This is a genomic window from Humibacter ginsengisoli, from assembly GCF_054780095.1.
In genome coordinates this window covers 524,962-540,191 of record NZ_BAAGWZ010000001.1, presented here as the reverse complement: position 1 = coordinate 540,191, position 15,230 = coordinate 524,962, and the positions used below count along the sequence as shown (strand labels likewise).

15 protein-coding genes and 1 tRNA gene are annotated in these 15,230 nt (G+C 67.1%); 7 read left to right on the top strand and 9 right to left on the bottom strand.

Annotated features, from left to right (window positions below):
- The first annotated feature begins 48 nt into the window (after positions 1-48).
- Entirely contained in the window at positions 49-1,689 is a 1,641-nt protein-coding gene (locus ACYVI5_RS02285) for a DEAD/DEAH box helicase (RefSeq protein ID WP_460578808.1), read from the top strand.
- Here the strand turns inward: ACYVI5_RS02285 and ACYVI5_RS02280 are convergent.
- The 3 genes from ACYVI5_RS02280 to ACYVI5_RS02270 are packed head-to-tail and all read right to left on the bottom strand — an operon-like array spanning position 1,686 to position 4,613.
- Entirely contained in the window at positions 1,686-2,444 is a 759-nt protein-coding gene (locus ACYVI5_RS02280; RefSeq protein ID WP_460578807.1) for a pyrimidine reductase family protein, read from the bottom strand. The genes ACYVI5_RS02285 and ACYVI5_RS02280 overlap by 4 nt on opposite strands.
- Positions 2,445-2,475: 31 nt before the next feature.
- Positions 2,476-3,381 (bottom strand): dihydropteroate synthase, encoded by a 906-nt coding sequence (gene folP / locus ACYVI5_RS02275; RefSeq protein WP_460578806.1) that lies wholly within the window; start codon positions 3,379-3,381, stop codon positions 2,476-2,478.
- Positions 3,378-4,613: an NAD(P)/FAD-dependent oxidoreductase gene (locus ACYVI5_RS02270; RefSeq protein ID WP_460578805.1), complete on the bottom strand. Its 1,236-nt coding sequence runs from the start codon at positions 4,611-4,613 to the stop codon at positions 3,378-3,380. Before ACYVI5_RS02270 ends, folP begins: the two co-directional genes overlap by 4 nt.
- A gap of 186 nt (positions 4,614-4,799) precedes the next feature.
- On the opposite strand from ACYVI5_RS02270, the gene ACYVI5_RS02265 reads away from it, so the two are divergent.
- From ACYVI5_RS02265 to ACYVI5_RS02250, 4 genes are all read left to right on the top strand, one after another.
- Positions 4,800-5,492: a response regulator transcription factor gene (locus tag ACYVI5_RS02265; RefSeq protein ID WP_243062615.1), complete on the top strand. Its 693-nt coding sequence runs from the start codon at positions 4,800-4,802 to the stop codon at positions 5,490-5,492.
- 275 nt (positions 5,493-5,767) lie between these two features.
- Positions 5,768-7,528, top strand: coding sequence for a sensor histidine kinase (locus tag ACYVI5_RS02260; protein ID WP_460578831.1), 1,761 nt, complete (start codon positions 5,768-5,770; stop codon positions 7,526-7,528).
- Positions 7,529-7,671: 143 nt separating this feature from the next.
- Positions 7,672-9,144, top strand: coding sequence for an ATP-binding protein (locus ACYVI5_RS02255; protein ID WP_460578804.1), 1,473 nt, complete (start codon positions 7,672-7,674; stop codon positions 9,142-9,144).
- Positions 9,145-9,322: 178 nt separating this feature from the next.
- Positions 9,323-9,613: a WXG100 family type VII secretion target gene (locus tag ACYVI5_RS02250; protein WP_460532273.1), complete on the top strand. Its 291-nt coding sequence runs from the start codon at positions 9,323-9,325 to the stop codon at positions 9,611-9,613.
- A gap of 102 nt (positions 9,614-9,715) precedes the next feature.
- Here ACYVI5_RS02250 and groL read toward each other — a convergent pair whose 3' ends face one another.
- The 4 genes from groL to ACYVI5_RS02230 all read right to left on the bottom strand — a co-directional run bounded on the left by groL (position 9,716) and on the right by ACYVI5_RS02230 (position 12,850).
- On the bottom strand, positions 9,716-11,335 hold the full coding sequence (groL, locus tag ACYVI5_RS02245; RefSeq protein WP_460532270.1) for a chaperonin GroEL: 1,620 nt from the start codon (positions 11,333-11,335) through the stop codon (positions 9,716-9,718).
- A 182-nt stretch (positions 11,336-11,517) separates the two neighbouring features.
- Positions 11,518-11,721: a cold-shock protein gene (locus tag ACYVI5_RS02240; RefSeq protein ID WP_022900747.1), complete on the bottom strand. Its 204-nt coding sequence runs from the start codon at positions 11,719-11,721 to the stop codon at positions 11,518-11,520.
- Between the two features lie 162 nt (positions 11,722-11,883).
- Positions 11,884-12,447 (bottom strand): LytR C-terminal domain-containing protein, encoded by a 564-nt coding sequence (locus tag ACYVI5_RS02235; RefSeq protein ID WP_460532267.1) that lies wholly within the window; start codon positions 12,445-12,447, stop codon positions 11,884-11,886.
- An 85-nt stretch (positions 12,448-12,532) separates the two neighbouring features.
- Positions 12,533-12,850 (bottom strand): DUF3263 domain-containing protein, encoded by a 318-nt coding sequence (locus tag ACYVI5_RS02230; RefSeq protein WP_460578803.1) that lies wholly within the window; start codon positions 12,848-12,850, stop codon positions 12,533-12,535.
- 176 nt (positions 12,851-13,026) lie between these two features.
- Between ACYVI5_RS02230 and msrB the strand changes: the two genes are divergently transcribed.
- Together msrB and ACYVI5_RS02220 are read left to right on the top strand one after the other, a co-directional pair.
- Positions 13,027-13,455, top strand: coding sequence for a peptide-methionine (R)-S-oxide reductase (gene msrB / locus ACYVI5_RS02225; protein ID WP_460578802.1), 429 nt, complete (start codon positions 13,027-13,029; stop codon positions 13,453-13,455).
- Between the two features lie 3 nt (positions 13,456-13,458).
- A complete protein-coding gene (locus ACYVI5_RS02220; RefSeq protein ID WP_460578801.1) occupies positions 13,459-14,001 on the top strand; it encodes a nitroreductase family protein in 543 nt (180 codons plus the stop codon).
- Between the two features lie 33 nt (positions 14,002-14,034).
- Here the strand turns inward: ACYVI5_RS02220 and ACYVI5_RS02215 are convergent.
- Both ACYVI5_RS02215 and ACYVI5_RS02210 read right to left on the bottom strand, forming a co-directional pair.
- Positions 14,035-14,107: transfer RNA gene (locus ACYVI5_RS02215), tRNA-Thr, on the bottom strand.
- 72 nt (positions 14,108-14,179) lie between these two features.
- Positions 14,180-15,100: a DsbA family protein gene (locus ACYVI5_RS02210; protein WP_460578800.1), complete on the bottom strand. Its 921-nt coding sequence runs from the start codon at positions 15,098-15,100 to the stop codon at positions 14,180-14,182.
- Positions 15,101-15,230 lie beyond the last annotated feature (130 nt).

Sequence of the window (15,230 nt, the reverse complement as noted above, 5' to 3'; positions counted from 1 at the left end):
TGCATCGTTCCAGCGGGCGCAGGGCCGACGAGAATAGACTCGTCAGCTATGTCTGATGGACCCCTGATCGTGCAGAGCGACCGGACCGTGCTGCTCGAGGTGGCGCATCCCCAGGCTGAGGATGCCCGGCACGACCTCGCCGTCTTCGCGGAACTCGAGCGCGCGCCGGAGCACATCCACACGTACCGCATCACGCGGCTGGGGCTGTGGAATGCACGCGCAGCAGGACATCAGGCATCCGACATGCTGACGACTCTCGAGACGTACTCGAAGTTCCCTATCCCGCAGACGGTTGCCGTGGACATCAAGGAGACCGTCGCCAGGTACGGCCGGCTACTGATCGAGCGCGACGAGGAAGGCGTACTCGTGCTGCGCAGCACAGACGAGGCCGTTCTGCGTGAGGTGTCGGGAGCCAAGCGAATCTCACCGCTTCTCAGCGAGAGACGCGACGACGGCGCCTTCCTGGTTGCGGCTTGGGCGCGCGGACACCTCAAACAGGAACTGGTCAAGCTCGGCTGGCCCGCCGAAGATCTCGCCGGATACACGCCGGGTACGCCGCATGAGATCGCTCTGGATGAGACGGGCTGGCACCTGCGGGACTACCAGACGAAAGCGGTCCAGAACTTCTTCGAAGGGGGATCCGGTGTCGTCGTTCTCCCGTGCGGCGCGGGCAAGACGCTGGTCGGCGCAGGAGCGATGGCGACGGCGAAGACGACGACGTTGATCCTCGTCACCAACACGGTGTCCGCCCGGCAGTGGCGAGACGAACTGCTGGGCCGCACGAGCTTGACTGCGGAGGAGATCGGCGAGTACTCGGGCCAGGTCAAGGAGATCAGGCCCGTCACGATCGCGACCTACCAGATCCTCACCGCCAAACGGAAGGGCCAGTACGCGCACCTCAGCCTGCTGGACGCACTCGACTGGGGGCTCATCGTCTACGACGAGGTGCACCTGCTGCCCGCTCCGGTGTTCAAGCTCACTGCGGAGCTGCAGGCGCGTCGCAGGCTCGGACTCACCGCGACGCTGGTGCGCGAAGACGGCCGCGAGGGCGACGTCTTCTCACTCATCGGCCCCAAGCGGTTCGACGCACCGTGGAAGGAGATCGAGTCGCAGGGCTTCATCTCCCCCGCAGCCTGCTACGAGGTGCGGATCGACCTGCCTGCGTCCGAGCGGCTCTCCTACGCTGCCGCGGCGGACGACGAACGCTACCGGTTGGCGGCGACCGCGCCCGCGAAGCTCGACGTCGTGCGCCACCTCGTCGCGCGGCACGCGGGCGAACGCATCCTGGTGATCGGCCAGTACCTCGACCAGATCGACGAGCTGGCGGATGCCCTGAACGCGCCGCAGCTCACCGGCTCTACTCCCGTGGACGAGCGGGAACGCCTCTACCAGGAGTTCCGAGAGGGCACGACGCCCGTGCTCGTGGTGAGCAAGGTGGCGAACTTCTCGGTGGACCTGCCGGAGGCGACCGTGGCCATCCAGGTCAGCGGGTCGTACGGCTCACGGCAGGAGGAGGCGCAACGCCTCGGCCGGCTCCTGCGCCCCAAGGAATCCGGACTGTCCGCGAACTTCTACACTCTTGTCGCCCGCGACACCGTCGACCAGGATTTCGCGCAGAACCGCCAGCGCTTCCTTGCCGAGCAGGGCTACAGCTACACCATCGTCGACGCGGGCGCGCTGGCCGCTTAGGCCGTGTAGGCCGTGTACCGCAGCAGCAGCGTGTCGCCGGAGCGCAGCACCTGAGCAAGCCGCATGTCCAGCGGCAGCTGCGGCGCCCCGTCGATGATGCGTTTGCCGAGGCCGCCCTCCAGCACCGGGCTGACGGTGAGGCACAGCTCGTCCAGCGTGCGCTCGGCGGCGAACGTGCCGAACAGATGCGGACCGCCCTCGCAGTGCACCCGGTTCAGACCGCGTTCTGCGAGCATCCGCACCGCTATGGCGGTATCGACGGATGCCTCACCGCACTCGATCACGTCGGCCACCTGCGCGAGCGCCTCCCGCCGCGCCTCTGGTGCAGCCGCCACGGTGAGCACCATCGGCCGCACCGGAGCCTTGGTGAAGACCTCGCTGGCAGGGTCGAGCCCGAGATCGCCCGACACGATGGCCAGCGTGGGCTGCGACGCGAAGCCGTGCGATGTCCGCCACGCTGCGGACGCGTCATCCACCCGCATGCCCCCGTACCCCTCGACCCGCACGGTGCCCGCGCCCACGAGCACGACGTCGCACACTCGGCGCAGGAGAGCGAAGACGCGCTTGTCGGCGGCATCCGAGAGTGCGCCGGAACGTCCGGCCTGGGTCGCGGAGCCGTCGATGGACGACACGAAGTTGACCCGCACCCACCGGTCCGCGACATCCTCCTCGTAGCCGGCGATGACGGCGTCGTCATCGAGATCGGATGCCGTCACCGGCCACAGTGAATCGATCGCGGCTCGATCGTCGCTCACCGCCGGGACCCCTCGAACTCGCCCATCGTCGTCACTCCTCGTTGAAGTCGCCCATGTTGTGCTTCAGGTACACGGGCTCACGAAGGCCCAGGATCGCCTCGGTCATCCGCACCGCCGCGACGGACTCACGCACATTGTGCATGCGCACCACCCGAGCCCCCTGCGCGATGCAGATCACGGCCGCCGCCAGCGATCCCTCCAACCGGTCGGCCCGGTCGACGTCGAGCGTCTCGCCGATGAAGTCCTTGTTCGACACCGCGGCGAGCGCGGGCAGCCCGAGCGCCGCGATCTCGTCGAACCGACGCGTCAGCTCGAGCGTGTGAAGCGTGTTCTTGTTGAGGTCGTGCCCTGGGTCGATCACGATGCGCGACTCGGGAACCCCCAGCGACACCGCGAGCTCGATGCGGTCTTGAAGGAACGCCGCGACCTCCTTCACCACGTCGTCGTACTGCGGTCGCGGGTACACGGTCCGCGGCTCAGCCAGGCTGTGCGTGATCACCAGCGTGGCGTCGCTGTCCGCGACCACCTCGGCGAGCCGTCGGTCGTGGATGCCCGTGGTGTCGTTGATCACGTCCGCTCCCGCCACGATCGCGTGCTGTGCGACCTCCGGCTCGAACGTGTCCACCGAGACGACCACGTCGGACTCCCGTCGCAACGCCTCGATGACCGGAACGACTCGTGCGATCTCCTCCTCGACGGGCAGCGACGGCCCCGGCTTGAACGGCACGCCGCCGATGTCGATCCAGTCCGCCCCGTGCTCGACGGCGGTGAGGCACGCGTGCACCGCGGCATCCAGAGCGAACGTCGCCCCGCGGTCGTAGAACGAGTCGGGGGTGCGGTTCACCACGGCCATCACGGCCACCCGCTGAGAGAAGTCGAAGGTGTGCTCGCCGATCGTGCGAACGGGGTCTCGCAGCGGCGGCAGGTAGACGCTCACGCGTCGGCCAGGAGTTCGTTCAGCGGCACGCTCGGGTCGGAGAGCCGACCCTCGTCCACGGGTCGCCCCTCACGGATCAGCGCCTGAACCTGTTCGTTGACATCCCACACGTTCACGTTCATGCCGGCCACGACACGGCCATCCGGCGCCACCCAGAACGACACGAACTCGCGACCTGGAACGTCACCGCGATAGACGACGTGGGCGCCGTCCATCAGGGGTCGATACCCGGAGTACTCCATTCCGAGGTCGAACTGGTCGGTGTAGAAGTACGGGATGTCGTCGTACTCCACGCCGCGGTCGAGCAGGTTGAGTGCTGCAGTACGACCTGTGCCGATCGCGTTCGCCCAGTGCTCGCTGCGCATCCGCTGCCCGACCACCGGGTGGAACGGATCGGCCGCATCGCCCACCGCGAAGACGCCTTCGACGCCCGTGCGCATTCCTGCGTCGACCAGTACGCCCTTTCCCACCTCCAGCCCCGCATCCTTCGCGATGCCGACGAGAGGAGCCGCACCGGTGCCGACGACCACGACGTCCGCGTCGACCTCGCCGCCCTCGTAACGAACACCGGTGACCCGGCCGTCTTCCACGCGGAACTCCTGCACCGCCGCGCCGCGCACCAGCCGCACCCCGTGATCGAGATGCAGCCGCGCGAATACCTCGCCCAATTCGTCTCCGACCGCGGTCGACAGCGGCACCTGTGCGTGCGACACGACCGTGACCTCGTTGCCGAACCCTCTGACCGTTGCCGCAACCTCCATGCCGATCCACCCGGATCCGACCACGACCACACGCTTGTCGCCGTCGGCCGTGGCCTCGCGGATGCCCCGGGAATCCTCGATCGTTCGCAGGTAGTGGATGCCGTCGGCATCGGCCCCCGGCACGTCCAGCCGTTTCGGCGTCGCACCTGTCGCGATCAGCAGCCGGTCGAAGGGAAGGCTGTCGCCACCCTCCACCGTGACCGAACGCTCACGAAGGTCGAGGGCGTCGACACGACGGCCGGTACGCAGGTCGACGTCGTGCTCGCGCCACCAGTCATCCGGCTGCACCCACAGCTCTGACTCGTCCAGCTCGGCAAGATACCCCTTCGACAGCGGCGGGCGGATGTACGGCGTGTGCTCTTCGGCCGCGACGAGCGTCAGACGACCGTCGTAACCCTCCTCGCGCAGAGTCGTTGCGGCTGTGCCTGCGGCGAGACCACCTCCGACGATGACGATTTCCTGCGTGGACACCGGTATCCCTTCCTCGGCTGCGGGCGCTGCACCTGACTCGATTGTTCAACAGCGACCCCGTATTCACCTAGGCCGCGAGCGTGGGCTCAGCGCTAAGTTCGCCCCCGGTTCGCACACGTCGCTCGACTGGATGTCGCACGACAGACTCACAGGATGAATCCAGCCAACGCGCAGAGACTGGTGCGCATGAGCACCGGACCCCGCATTCTCATCGTCGACGACGAGCCGAACATTCGCGACCTCCTCACCACCAGCCTGCGATTCGCCGGCTTCGCCGTGCGCGCCGTCGGCAACGGGGCGCAGGCGATCAGCGCCGTACTGGAGGAGGAGCCCGACCTCATCATCCTCGACGTCATGCTGCCCGACATGAACGGCTTCGGCGTCACCAAGCGGCTCCGCGGAGCCGGCTACACCGCACCCATCCTGTTCCTCACTGCGAAGGACGACACGGAAGACAAGATCACCGGCCTCACCGTCGGTGGCGACGACTACGTCACGAAGCCGTTCAGCCTCGACGAGATCGTGGCGCGCATCAAAGCCATCCTGCGCCGCACGATGCAGGCCGACGACGATGCGATCATCCGTGCCGGCGAGCTCACCATGGACCAGGACACGCACGAGGTGTTCGTCGGCGACACCGCGATCGAGCTCTCCCCCACCGAGTTCAAGCTGCTGCGCTACCTCATGCTCAACCCGAACCGGGTGCTGTCGAAGGCGCAGATCCTCGACCACGTGTGGGAGTACGACTTCAACGGGGATGCCGGCATCGTCGAGAGCTACATCTCCTACCTGCGCCGCAAGGTCGACGCGCACTCCACTGAGCCGCTCATCCAGACCAAGCGCGGTTTCGGCTACATGCTGAAGGCCGCGAAGGTCTGAGCTTGTTTTGCGCGCCGGTCCCCGCCCGGCGCGCCGCGGTTGGCTACTCGAGACGGCCGCGTTCGTCGCGGCGTACACGCCGCCGCGACCGAGAGCGTGTCACGTCATCGAGATCGCGCCGGTCCCCGCCCAGCGCGCCGCGGTCGACTACTCGAGACGGCCGCGTTCGTCGCGGCGTACACGCCGCCGCGACCGAGAGCGTGTCACGTCATCGAGACGCGGCCGCGCCCAGGCATTCCTCGTCCTCGGGCGCCTAGGCTCAGAATGTGAGCACGATGATCGATAAGTGGAACTCGATCTCGCTGCGCACGAAGATCACCGGTGTCACCGTTCTGGTGCTCACGTTCGGACTGCTCGTCGCCGGCCTCGGCACGATGCTGCTCTTCAAGCCCGTGCTGATCAACCTGTTCGACCAGCAGCTCGAGGCCATCGCTTCGCAGCCCGACAGCATCAACGCGATCCTGCCGAGCGATGCGAAGAAGAGCAACGGCCCGGTCATCGGCCAGAACAACACGGCCAGCTTCTACGTGGTGCTCTACGGAGCCGACGGCGCACAGCTCGACGAGAACTGGAAGACCGTGCCCGCCGGCAAGAAGCCTGCTGTGCCGAGCCGGATGAGCCTGAACGAGGGCGCAGCCTGCGCCAATCAGAGTGCCGGATGGCTGCAGAGCCGCGACGGTCTCAGCTCATTCCGCAGCGTGTGCACGGTGGTACAACTGCAAGGCGCGGCACCGACGTACGGAACGGCGATCATCGCCGTGTCGACCTCGCCTCTGGACATCACGCTGGCCAGCTATCTGTCGATCTTCTTCAGCTTCGGCGTGATCGTCGTCATCATCGGTGCGTTCCTCACCCGGGCGCTCGTCACGACGACGTTCCGGCCGCTTCGTGAGGTGGAGCGCACTGCTGCGGAGATCGCCGACGGCGACTTCAGCCAGCGCCTCGGCGGCGCAACGCCCAACACCGAGGTGGGCAGGTTGAACCGCTCCCTGAACACCATGCTGAACCGCATCGACCAGGCGTTCAAAGATCGGGCGCGCACCATCGATCAGATGCGCCGGTTCGTCGGGGATGCCAGCCACGAGTTGCGAACGCCACTCGTCTCGGTGCGTGGTTACGCGGAGCTGTACCGTATGGGCGCCCTGCAGTCGCCCGAAGAGGTCGCACAGGCGATGGATCGCATCGAGAAGGAAGCGGTACGCATGGGCCTCCTGGTGGAGGACCTGCTCGAGCTCGCCCGCCTCGACGAGACGAAGCCGCTGACCCTCGCCGAGGTCGACCTGGTGCCGCTGGCACACGACGCCGCTCTTGATGCCAACGCCGGCAACCCGGACCGCACGGTGTCCGTCGTGCTGTCGCTGCCGCCGCTCCCACCGCCCCCGCCAGGCCCTTCGGTTCAGGAGCGGGCCGCGGAGCCCGAGCCGGAGGATGCCGCGGGCGAACAGGCATCCATGGGCACCCGCACGACGACCGGACGTCAGCCCAGGAACGCGAACACGCCGAAGAACCCTAACTCGACGGGCCCGATCGGGTTCGCCGGCGCAACGCTCGCACGTCTGCGGCGCAGACCCCGCAGGTCGGAGCCGGGCTTGGAGACGGTGCCGCTGGAACTCGCCGACATTCCCGAGCCGCCGACAGTGCGGGCGCTGGTCATGGCCGAGGAGAACAAGCTCCGGCAGGTGATCGCCAACCTGATCGGCAACGCGGTGCGGTACACCCCCGCCGGCAGCCCTCTGGAGATCGGCGTCTCGGTCGCTCCGGAACGCGAAGTCGCCGTTCTATCGGTGATCGACCACGGCGAAGGCGTCCCTCCGCAGATCAGGGAGAAGATCTTCCAGCGGTTCTGGCGAGCCGACACGTCCCGCACTCGGGAGACCGGGGGCAGCGGACTGGGTCTGGCGATAGTGGCCTCGATCGTCAGTGCACACCACGGGACAGTCGACGTCGTTGAGACGCCCGGCGGCGGCGCGACGTTCCGAGTGACGCTCCCGCTGGCCGACTCGCCGAACGCGCCGCAACCGGCGGAGCGCGCCTGACCCCTCCCCTTCTGGCAAGGTAGATGGCCGAAGACCGCCAGGCGTCTGGCAAATCCTTCGACCTCGCACCTCTCCCCTTCTGGCAAGCGACTTCTTCGGCGATTCGCCCGTGCATCCGACCGGCCACGGGTTACCGTGGCCGCGTGCGCGACGACGAGTTGAGACGGCTCCTCACCGAGAGCAACCCGTGGTGGACCGCCGCAGCCCGCGGCGCAGATCCGACGGCCTGGGTGGCGGGCAACCGCACGCTCCGCGAACGCACGCGGTACGAACTCGGCTATCGCGCCGGCATCCTCGACGACGTCGCGAGCGTCGAGCCCGACGGGCGGCTCGTCGTGCTCACCGGCCCGCGGCGCATCGGCAAGTCGGTGGCGCTGCTGGATGCCGCCGCGAACCTCTGCACGCTGCCCGGCATGGATCCGCGTCAGGTCGTCTACGTGCCGTGCGACACCATGCGCGGCAGAGACGTCACGCGTACGCTCACACTCGCGCGCATGCTGACCCGCTCCGTCGATCAGCCGAAGCCACGGCCACGGGTGTGGCTTTTCGATGAGATCAGCATGGTGACGGGTTGGACCAGTGCGCTCAAGCTGGCGAGGGACACCACCCCGTTCGGCGACGACACCGTGGTCGTCACGGGGAGCAGGTGGGCGCAGTCCGAAGACATCCAGGGCAACCTGCTGGCCGGGCGCGCGGGTTCGAGCGGGTCCCATCGCATCCGTCAGCTGCTCCCGATGACGTTCCGCGACTTCCTCACCGCCGCCTACCCCGGACTCCCCGTCGTTCCCGCGGTCAACCCGGCGCACCTGCAGGGAGAGGATGCCCGGAACGCGCTCGACGAGCTGCAGTTCGTGGTCGACGATCTCGACCTCGCCTGGCAGGACTACCTCACCTGCGGCGGCTTCCCGCGCGCCGTCTTCGAGCACACCCGAGCCGGGGCCGTGTCGGACGGCTATGCCCGCGACCTGCACGCCTGGCTACGGCGTGACGTCGATCCTGATGCTCCGACCAACACCACCACGCTGCTCCTGCGCGGCATCAGCGAGCGGATGAGCAGCCCGATCAACCTGACGACCACGGCGCAGGATCTCGGCTACCCGAGCCGGCCCACCTTCACCGCGCGCGTCGACCGGCTGATCAGCACCCACGCGGCGCTGCGCTGCAATCAGGTGCGCGAAAAGGGCGATCGGGTCGTGGGCGCGCACTACAAGCTCTACCTCGCCGACCCGCTGCTGGCGTGGATCCCGTCCATCGTCAGCCCCGGGCTGCCCGCCCCGGACTTCACGCGACTCACGGAGTCGGCGCTCGGCGTGACGCTGGCGCGCGCGATCGAGGCACTGGATGAGGGCCGCTGGCTCTCCGACGACTCCGTCGGCTACGCACGCACCGAGTCGAACAACGAGATCGACTTCGCACCCGTGCGGGTGCCCGTCGACGGCGCGCACTCCACAACCGTGCCGATCGAGAGCAAGTGGGTGGACACCGGATGGCGTGCCGAGGCGCGAGTCATCGACGGCAAGTACGGGCGCGGGATCATGGCGACGAAGTCGGTGCTCGACGTCGATGGTGACGTATGGGCAGTGCCTGCCCCTATGGTCGCCCTGCTTCTGGCGTAACCGTCGAGACCGGATTCCTCTTCCCCTCCCCAGCACGCGGTCCGCCGCGCCGTCCCCGGATCGGCCTTCTCGTCCCGACCGACCGCGCGCGTCTTCGTAGCGTCGCAGCAGTGGATGCCGCAGCTCTGCACGAACGGAGAGCCGAACCCTGCGGCATGCGACACGAACAGGAGGAACCATGACGACATACCGGGTGGACAGCGATCAGATGATCGCGGCGACCGCCGCAGTGCGCGGCTCGATGAGTCGCATCCAGAGCGAGGTGGCGGGCCTGCTGGGGCAGCTGACCGGACTGCAGGGAACGTGGAGCGGACACGCGTCCGAGTCGTTCCAGTCGGTCGTGAACCAGTGGCGGGCGACGCAGCAGCAGGTCGAGGAGTCACTGGCCGCCATCAACCAGGCGCTCGGCCAAGCCGGGCAGCACTACGCCGAGGTCGAGCTGACCAACACGAAGCTCTTCGCCGTGTGAGGTCACAGAGGCAAGACCCGAGCACGCAAGACCCCAGCACGCAAGACCCCAGAATGCAAGAAGGGCGCCCCGAGGGGCGCCCTTCCGCGTAGGAGTGCGGACTTAGAAGTCCATGCCACCGGCGTCGCCACCGGGGACCGGAGCGGCCTTCTCCGGCTTGTCGGCGACAACGGCCTCCGTGGTGAGGAACAGACCGGCGATGGATGCCGCGTTCTGCAGAGCCGAGCGCGTCACCTTGGCCGGGTCGATGATGCCCTGTGCGAGCAGGTCGCCGTACTCACCCGTCGCGGCGTTGAGGCCGTGACCGGCAGGCAGCTCGGCCACCTTGGCTGCGACCACACCGGGCTCGAGGCCGGCGTTGAGAGCGATCTGCTTGAGCGGCGCCTCGATGGCGACCTTGACGATGTTCGCACCGGTCGCCTCGTCGCCGACGAGCTCGAGCGTCTCGAACGCAGCCTTGCCCGCCTGAATCAGCGCGACGCCACCACCGGCGACGACGCCCTCCTCGACGGCCGCCTTCGCGTTGCGAACGGCGTCCTCGATGCGGTGCTTGCGCTCCTTGAGCTCGACCTCGGTCGCGGCACCGGCCTTGATGACCGCAACACCGCCGGCGAGCTTCGCCAGGCGCTCCTGCAGCTTCTCACGGTCGTAGTCGCTGTCGGTGTTCTCGATCTCGTTGCGGATCTGCTGCACGCGACCGGCGATCTGCTCCGGGTCGCCTGCACCCTCGACGATCGTGGTCTCGTCCTTGGTGATGACCACCTTGCGGGCCTGGCCGAGCAGGTCGAGGGTGACGTTCTCGAGCTTGAGACCGAGCTCCTCGCTGATGACCTGGCCACCCGTGAGGATCGCGATGTCCTGGAGCTGAGCCTTGCGGCGGTCGCCGAAGCCCGGGGCCTTGACGGCGACGGACTTGAAGATGCCGCGGATCTTGTTGACGATCAGCGTGGCCAGGGCCTCGCCGTCGACATCCTCGGCGATGATCAGGAGCTGCTTGCCGGCCTGGATCACCTTGTCGACGATCGGCAGAAGGTCCTTGATGTTCGAGATCTTCTGGTTCGCGATGAGGATGTACGGGTCCTCGAACACCGCCTCCTGGCGGTCGGGGTCGGTCACGAAGTACTGCGACAGGAAGCCCTTGTCGAAGCGCATGCCCTCGGTGAGCTCGAGCTCGGTGCCGAAGGTGTTCGACTCCTCGACCGTGACCACGCCCTCCTTGCCGACCTTGTCGATCGCCTCGGCGATGATCGCCCCGATCTCGGGGTCGGCAGCGGAGATGGATGCCGTCGCGGCGATCTGCTCCTTGGTGTCGACATCCTTCGCGGCGGCGAGCAGCTGCTCGGTCACCGCGGCGACGGCCTTCTCGATGCCGCGCTTGAGGCTGATCGGGTCGGCGCCGGCCGCGACGTTGCGCAGGCCCTCACGCACGAGGGCCTGAGCGAGCACGGTCGCCGTCGTGGTGCCGTCACCGGCGACGTCGTCGGTCTTCTTCGCGACCTCCTTGACGAGCTCGGCGCCGATCTTCTCGTACGGCTCCTCGAGCTCGATCTCCTTCGCGATGGACACGCCGTCGTTCGTGATGGTCGGCGCGCCCCACTTCTTCTCGAGCACGACGTTGCGACCGCGCGGGCCGAGGGTCACCTTGACCGCGTCGGCGAGCGTGTTGAGGCCACGCTCGAGGCCGCGACGAGCCTCCTCGTCAAAAGCAATGATCTTTGCCATGTTGTTTCTCGTCCCTCCCGGACGTTACGCGAAAGATTCAGTGGTTAGCACTCAACAGAAGTGAGTGCTAAAAGGATTCTGGCACTCGACCCTCGTGAGTGCAAGACGAGGGAATGCGACGGCCGAAAAGAGAAGGAGGGGCGCCGCATCCGCGGCACCCCTCCTTCACGCTTCGGTGATCGTCAGGCGGGACGGACCGATTCCGCCTGCGGACCCTTGGATCCGGTTCCGACCTCGAAAGTCACCTGCTGACCCTCTTCAAGGACCTTGTAGCCGTTCATGTCGATTGCGGAGTAGTGAACGAAAACGTCCTGTCCCCCACCGTCGACGGTGATGAAGCCGTAGCCCTTCTCAGCGTTGAACCATTTGACGGTTCCGTTCGCCATCTGTTACTCCCATTGCCTTCATGCAAACGCCGCATGGTCGCGAGCGTTGAACCCCGATAGTAGCGGCAGCCCTAGCCCAGGACGAGGGGCGTGTCCAGATTGAGACAATCGGTTACGCGACCGCTGCCGGCCACCTGGATCCTGGCCGTTGGACGGGATCGATCACTGATGCGTCGGCGCGTAGTCCGCGCCGAGCACCACAGTGATGTCGGCTCCGGTCGCCGCGAAATCCTGCGTCTCCTGGATCGGGGCTCCGGCAAGCTCCTGAGACACAGCGAGGGCGGCGCTCACGTTCTTCGGATCGCCGTAGTACACCGTGGTCTTCTTGACGTCCGTCGAGCTCGCGTTGGCCGGCGTGATGTTCTGCCAGCCCGCTGCCTTCAACGTGGTCGTGGCATCCGCCGCCAGTCCGGCCTTCGCCGTTCCGTTCAGCACTATGAGGGTCAGGGCGGGGTTGACCGCCGGGGTGATCGTCGGCGTCGGAGTGGGCGTCGCGGTCCGCGTGGCCGAAGGCGACCCTGCGGCGAACGGCAGCTTCACGTTCAGCGTTCCGTTGATGGCGAAGATGCCTAGCGCGCCGAGACCCACGATCACGATCACCGCTCCCGCGCACCATGCGACCCAGATCCAGCCGTAACCCCGTGGCCGGGGAGCCCTGTGCGCGCCGATGCGTTCTAGGTCGTCGGGGACCTGGTCGAAGCGATCGGTCGGGAACTTGGCGGCCATGGTCTAGGTGAGGATCCTCGGGGTCGGGCGGGTGAAGCTCTTCAGGACTGTACGGGATCGCACTGTGCGATTCGTCACGGCATGCTCAGCGAGGCCGAAGGCGGTTCACCCGTGCTGCAAGGCGCGCATCGCGCACACGTTGCAGGCGCCGCACCAGCATCGGATCGTGCACGAGCGCTGCCGGCGACTCGATCACCCGGCCGAGCACTTGATAGTACCGGGCTGCGGAAAGACCGAACTGATCGCGGATGGCCTGCTCCTTGGCACCCGCGTGCTTCCACCAACGCCGTTCGAACTCGAGCACCGCGAGATCGCGCTCGCTCAGTGACGACCCCTCCGATGGCACGGACTCGTCGTCGGTTTCGCCGGACGCAGGATCGGGCGCGTGATCCGCTTCACCCACACCCATCACCTCCTGCCGGCCAGCGCCATTGTATGGTCGCCCCTTCGCCGCAGAGGCGAGGCATGCGCAGCGAACTGAAAATGCCCGGAACAGTCCGTCAGGCGCGCTCGTTACCCTTGGTGTGCGCAAAGCGGCCCGGGTCCTCGGCGCCGGTGCACGCGAGAAAGGAACGAGCAATGACTTACACGGTCTCGAAGTCGAACGACGAGTGGCGCAAGGAGCTCTCCGACGAGCAGTACGCGGTGCTGCGCGAGGCGGCCACCGAACGGCCTTGGACCGGCGAGTTGCTCGACGAGAGCCGGGCCGGCATCTACACCTGTGCGGCCTGCAGCGCCGAGCTCTTCAAGAGCGGAACGAAGTTCGACTCCGGATGCGGCTGGCCGAGCTTCTACGAGTCGGTGCGCCCGGAGGCGGTCGAACTGCTGGAGGACACCTCTCTCGGAATGGTGCGCACCGAGGTGCGCTGCGCCAACTGCGGCTCGCACCTGGGGCACGTCTTCCCCGACGGCTTCGGCACTCCTACGGGCGACCGCTACTGCATGAACTCGCTCTCGCTCGCCTTCGCTCCGCAGGGTGAGCAGAGCGACCAGAACGCCGACGCATAGCCGGTGAGCGCTCGAGAGGCGATCGCGGCAAGGCGGTCGCAGTCGAAGGTGACGGATGCCGCCCCCTCGCACGACGAGCTCCTCACGCTGACCGCAGTGGCCGGTCGCGTCGCCGACCACAGCTCGCTGAAGCCGTGGCGCCTCATCGAACTACGCGGCGACGCGCGTCGGCGGCTCGGTGCGGCGATCGCCGAGGCGGAGAACAAGGATGAGCCTTCGACGAAGCCGCTCCGAGCGCCGCTGCTCATCGCCGTGGTGTCGTCGCGGCGGGAGAGCGAGAAGGTGCCCGGCTGGGAACAGGATGCCGTGGCATCCGGTGTCGCCCACATGCTCAGCCTGCTGCTCGACGAGGCGGGCTGGGGCGTGATGTGGCGCACCGGTCACTACACGAGGTCGAAAGCCGTGAGCAGGATGCACGGCCTCGGCAAGCACGAACGCCTGCTCGGCTGGCTGTACGTCGGCGGCAAGCCGGAACGAAAGCAGGGCAAGGGCGACGGGGCACCGAAGCTGATCGATCCCGAAGGATTCGTCAGCGTTCTGGAGTGACCGGCGTCCTGAATGGATCGGGAGCTTGAAGAGAGCCGACTGCGAGGCTCGAACTCGCGACCCCTTCTTTACAAGAGAAGTGCTCTACCAACTGAGCTAAGTCGGCCGGCGCCCGCAGTGCGATCGCTGCAGCACGGCACCGCAACATCCTAATGGGTAGTCGTGCAGGTGGCGGTACTCAGCCGGCCGAGGTGGCGGTCGGAGTCGGTGTCGCGGTCGGCGACGGAGTGGAGTAGGTGTCGGCCTGCGCCTTCACGATGAAGGCCCGGAACTCGTCGGGGTCCTTCAGCGAACCCTGATACTGCTTGCCGTTGACGAGGATCAGCGGCGTCGCCTTGAGCTGCTTCACGGATGAGTTCGGAATCGGCCCGGTGAGCGTGCGATCGAGCGCATTCTGCGCCCACGAGTCGTACCTGCCGTCGTCGATGCACTTCGACACCGAGTCGTACGTCTTCACGCCCGCGCGCTTCACGAGGTTCTTGATCTGCTGATCCGTGAGCCCCGTGGTGTTCTCTTTCGGCTGGTTCTCGAACAGCTCCTTGTTGAACGCCCAGAACGAGTTCGGGTCGTAGTTGGCGACGCATGCAGCCGCATTGTCAGCGCGCAAGGAGTACTTCGTTCCGGCGGACCGGCTCGCCAGCAGCGGTATCGGGTGGATCTCGATGGTGGCGGCGCCGCTGTCGACGAGCTTGCCGATCTGGTCGATGTTCGTGCGCTCGAAGTCGCCGCAATACGGGCAGAGGTAGTCGATGTAGGTGACAATGCTCACCGTGCCCGCTGAGGGGTCCTGCTTGTTCACCACCGGCTTCGCGTCGGGCGCGGTCGATGGTGTGCGCTCGGCCTTCAAGCCCTTGCCGATGAGGATGCCGTCGCTGGCCATGTTCGCCGGCCCGTGCGCGGGCGCGTGGATTGACGAGACGATCACGACGGCCACGATCGCCGCCGCAGCGACGACCACGGCGATGATGCTGGTCCTGACGACGGCCCGGCGGCGGCGCTCTTGCTTGCGGTGGGCTTCACGCAGCTGACGCGCTTTGTCGCGCGTCGCCGCGCGGCGTTCTCCATTGGACGGGCGGCGTTCAAGATCGCCGTTGGACATTCGATCTCACTTCGGGTGCTTGACAGCTGTGCGGGGTACGAGGGGCATGCATCCAGGCGGCATGCGAACGGCACCAACCCTAGAGCGGCACTCTGGGAAATGCCCAGACAGGCGCTGGAGAGAATTCGCG

Coding starts and splice junctions, on each gene's coding strand:
- ACYVI5_RS02285 (WP_460578808.1), top strand. CDS start 49: ATGTCTGATGGACCCCTGATCGTGCAGAGCGACCGGACCGTGCTGCTC.
- ACYVI5_RS02265 (WP_243062615.1), top strand. CDS start 4,800: ATGAGCACCGGACCCCGCATTCTCATCGTCGACGACGAGCCGAACATT.
- ACYVI5_RS02260 (WP_460578831.1), top strand. CDS start 5,768: ATGATCGATAAGTGGAACTCGATCTCGCTGCGCACGAAGATCACCGGT.
- ACYVI5_RS02250 (WP_460532273.1), top strand. CDS start 9,323: ATGACGACATACCGGGTGGACAGCGATCAGATGATCGCGGCGACCGCC.
- groL (WP_460532270.1), bottom strand. CDS start 11,335: ATGGCAAAGATCATTGCTTTTGACGAGGAGGCTCGTCGCGGCCTCGAG.
- ACYVI5_RS02240 (WP_022900747.1), bottom strand. CDS start 11,721: ATGGCGAACGGAACCGTCAAATGGTTCAACGCTGAGAAGGGCTACGGC.
- ACYVI5_RS02235 (WP_460532267.1), bottom strand. CDS start 12,447: ATGGCCGCCAAGTTCCCGACCGATCGCTTCGACCAGGTCCCCGACGAC.
- msrB (WP_460578802.1), top strand. CDS start 13,027: ATGACTTACACGGTCTCGAAGTCGAACGACGAGTGGCGCAAGGAGCTC.
- ACYVI5_RS02210 (WP_460578800.1), bottom strand. CDS start 15,100: ATGTCCAACGGCGATCTTGAACGCCGCCCGTCCAATGGAGAACGCCGC.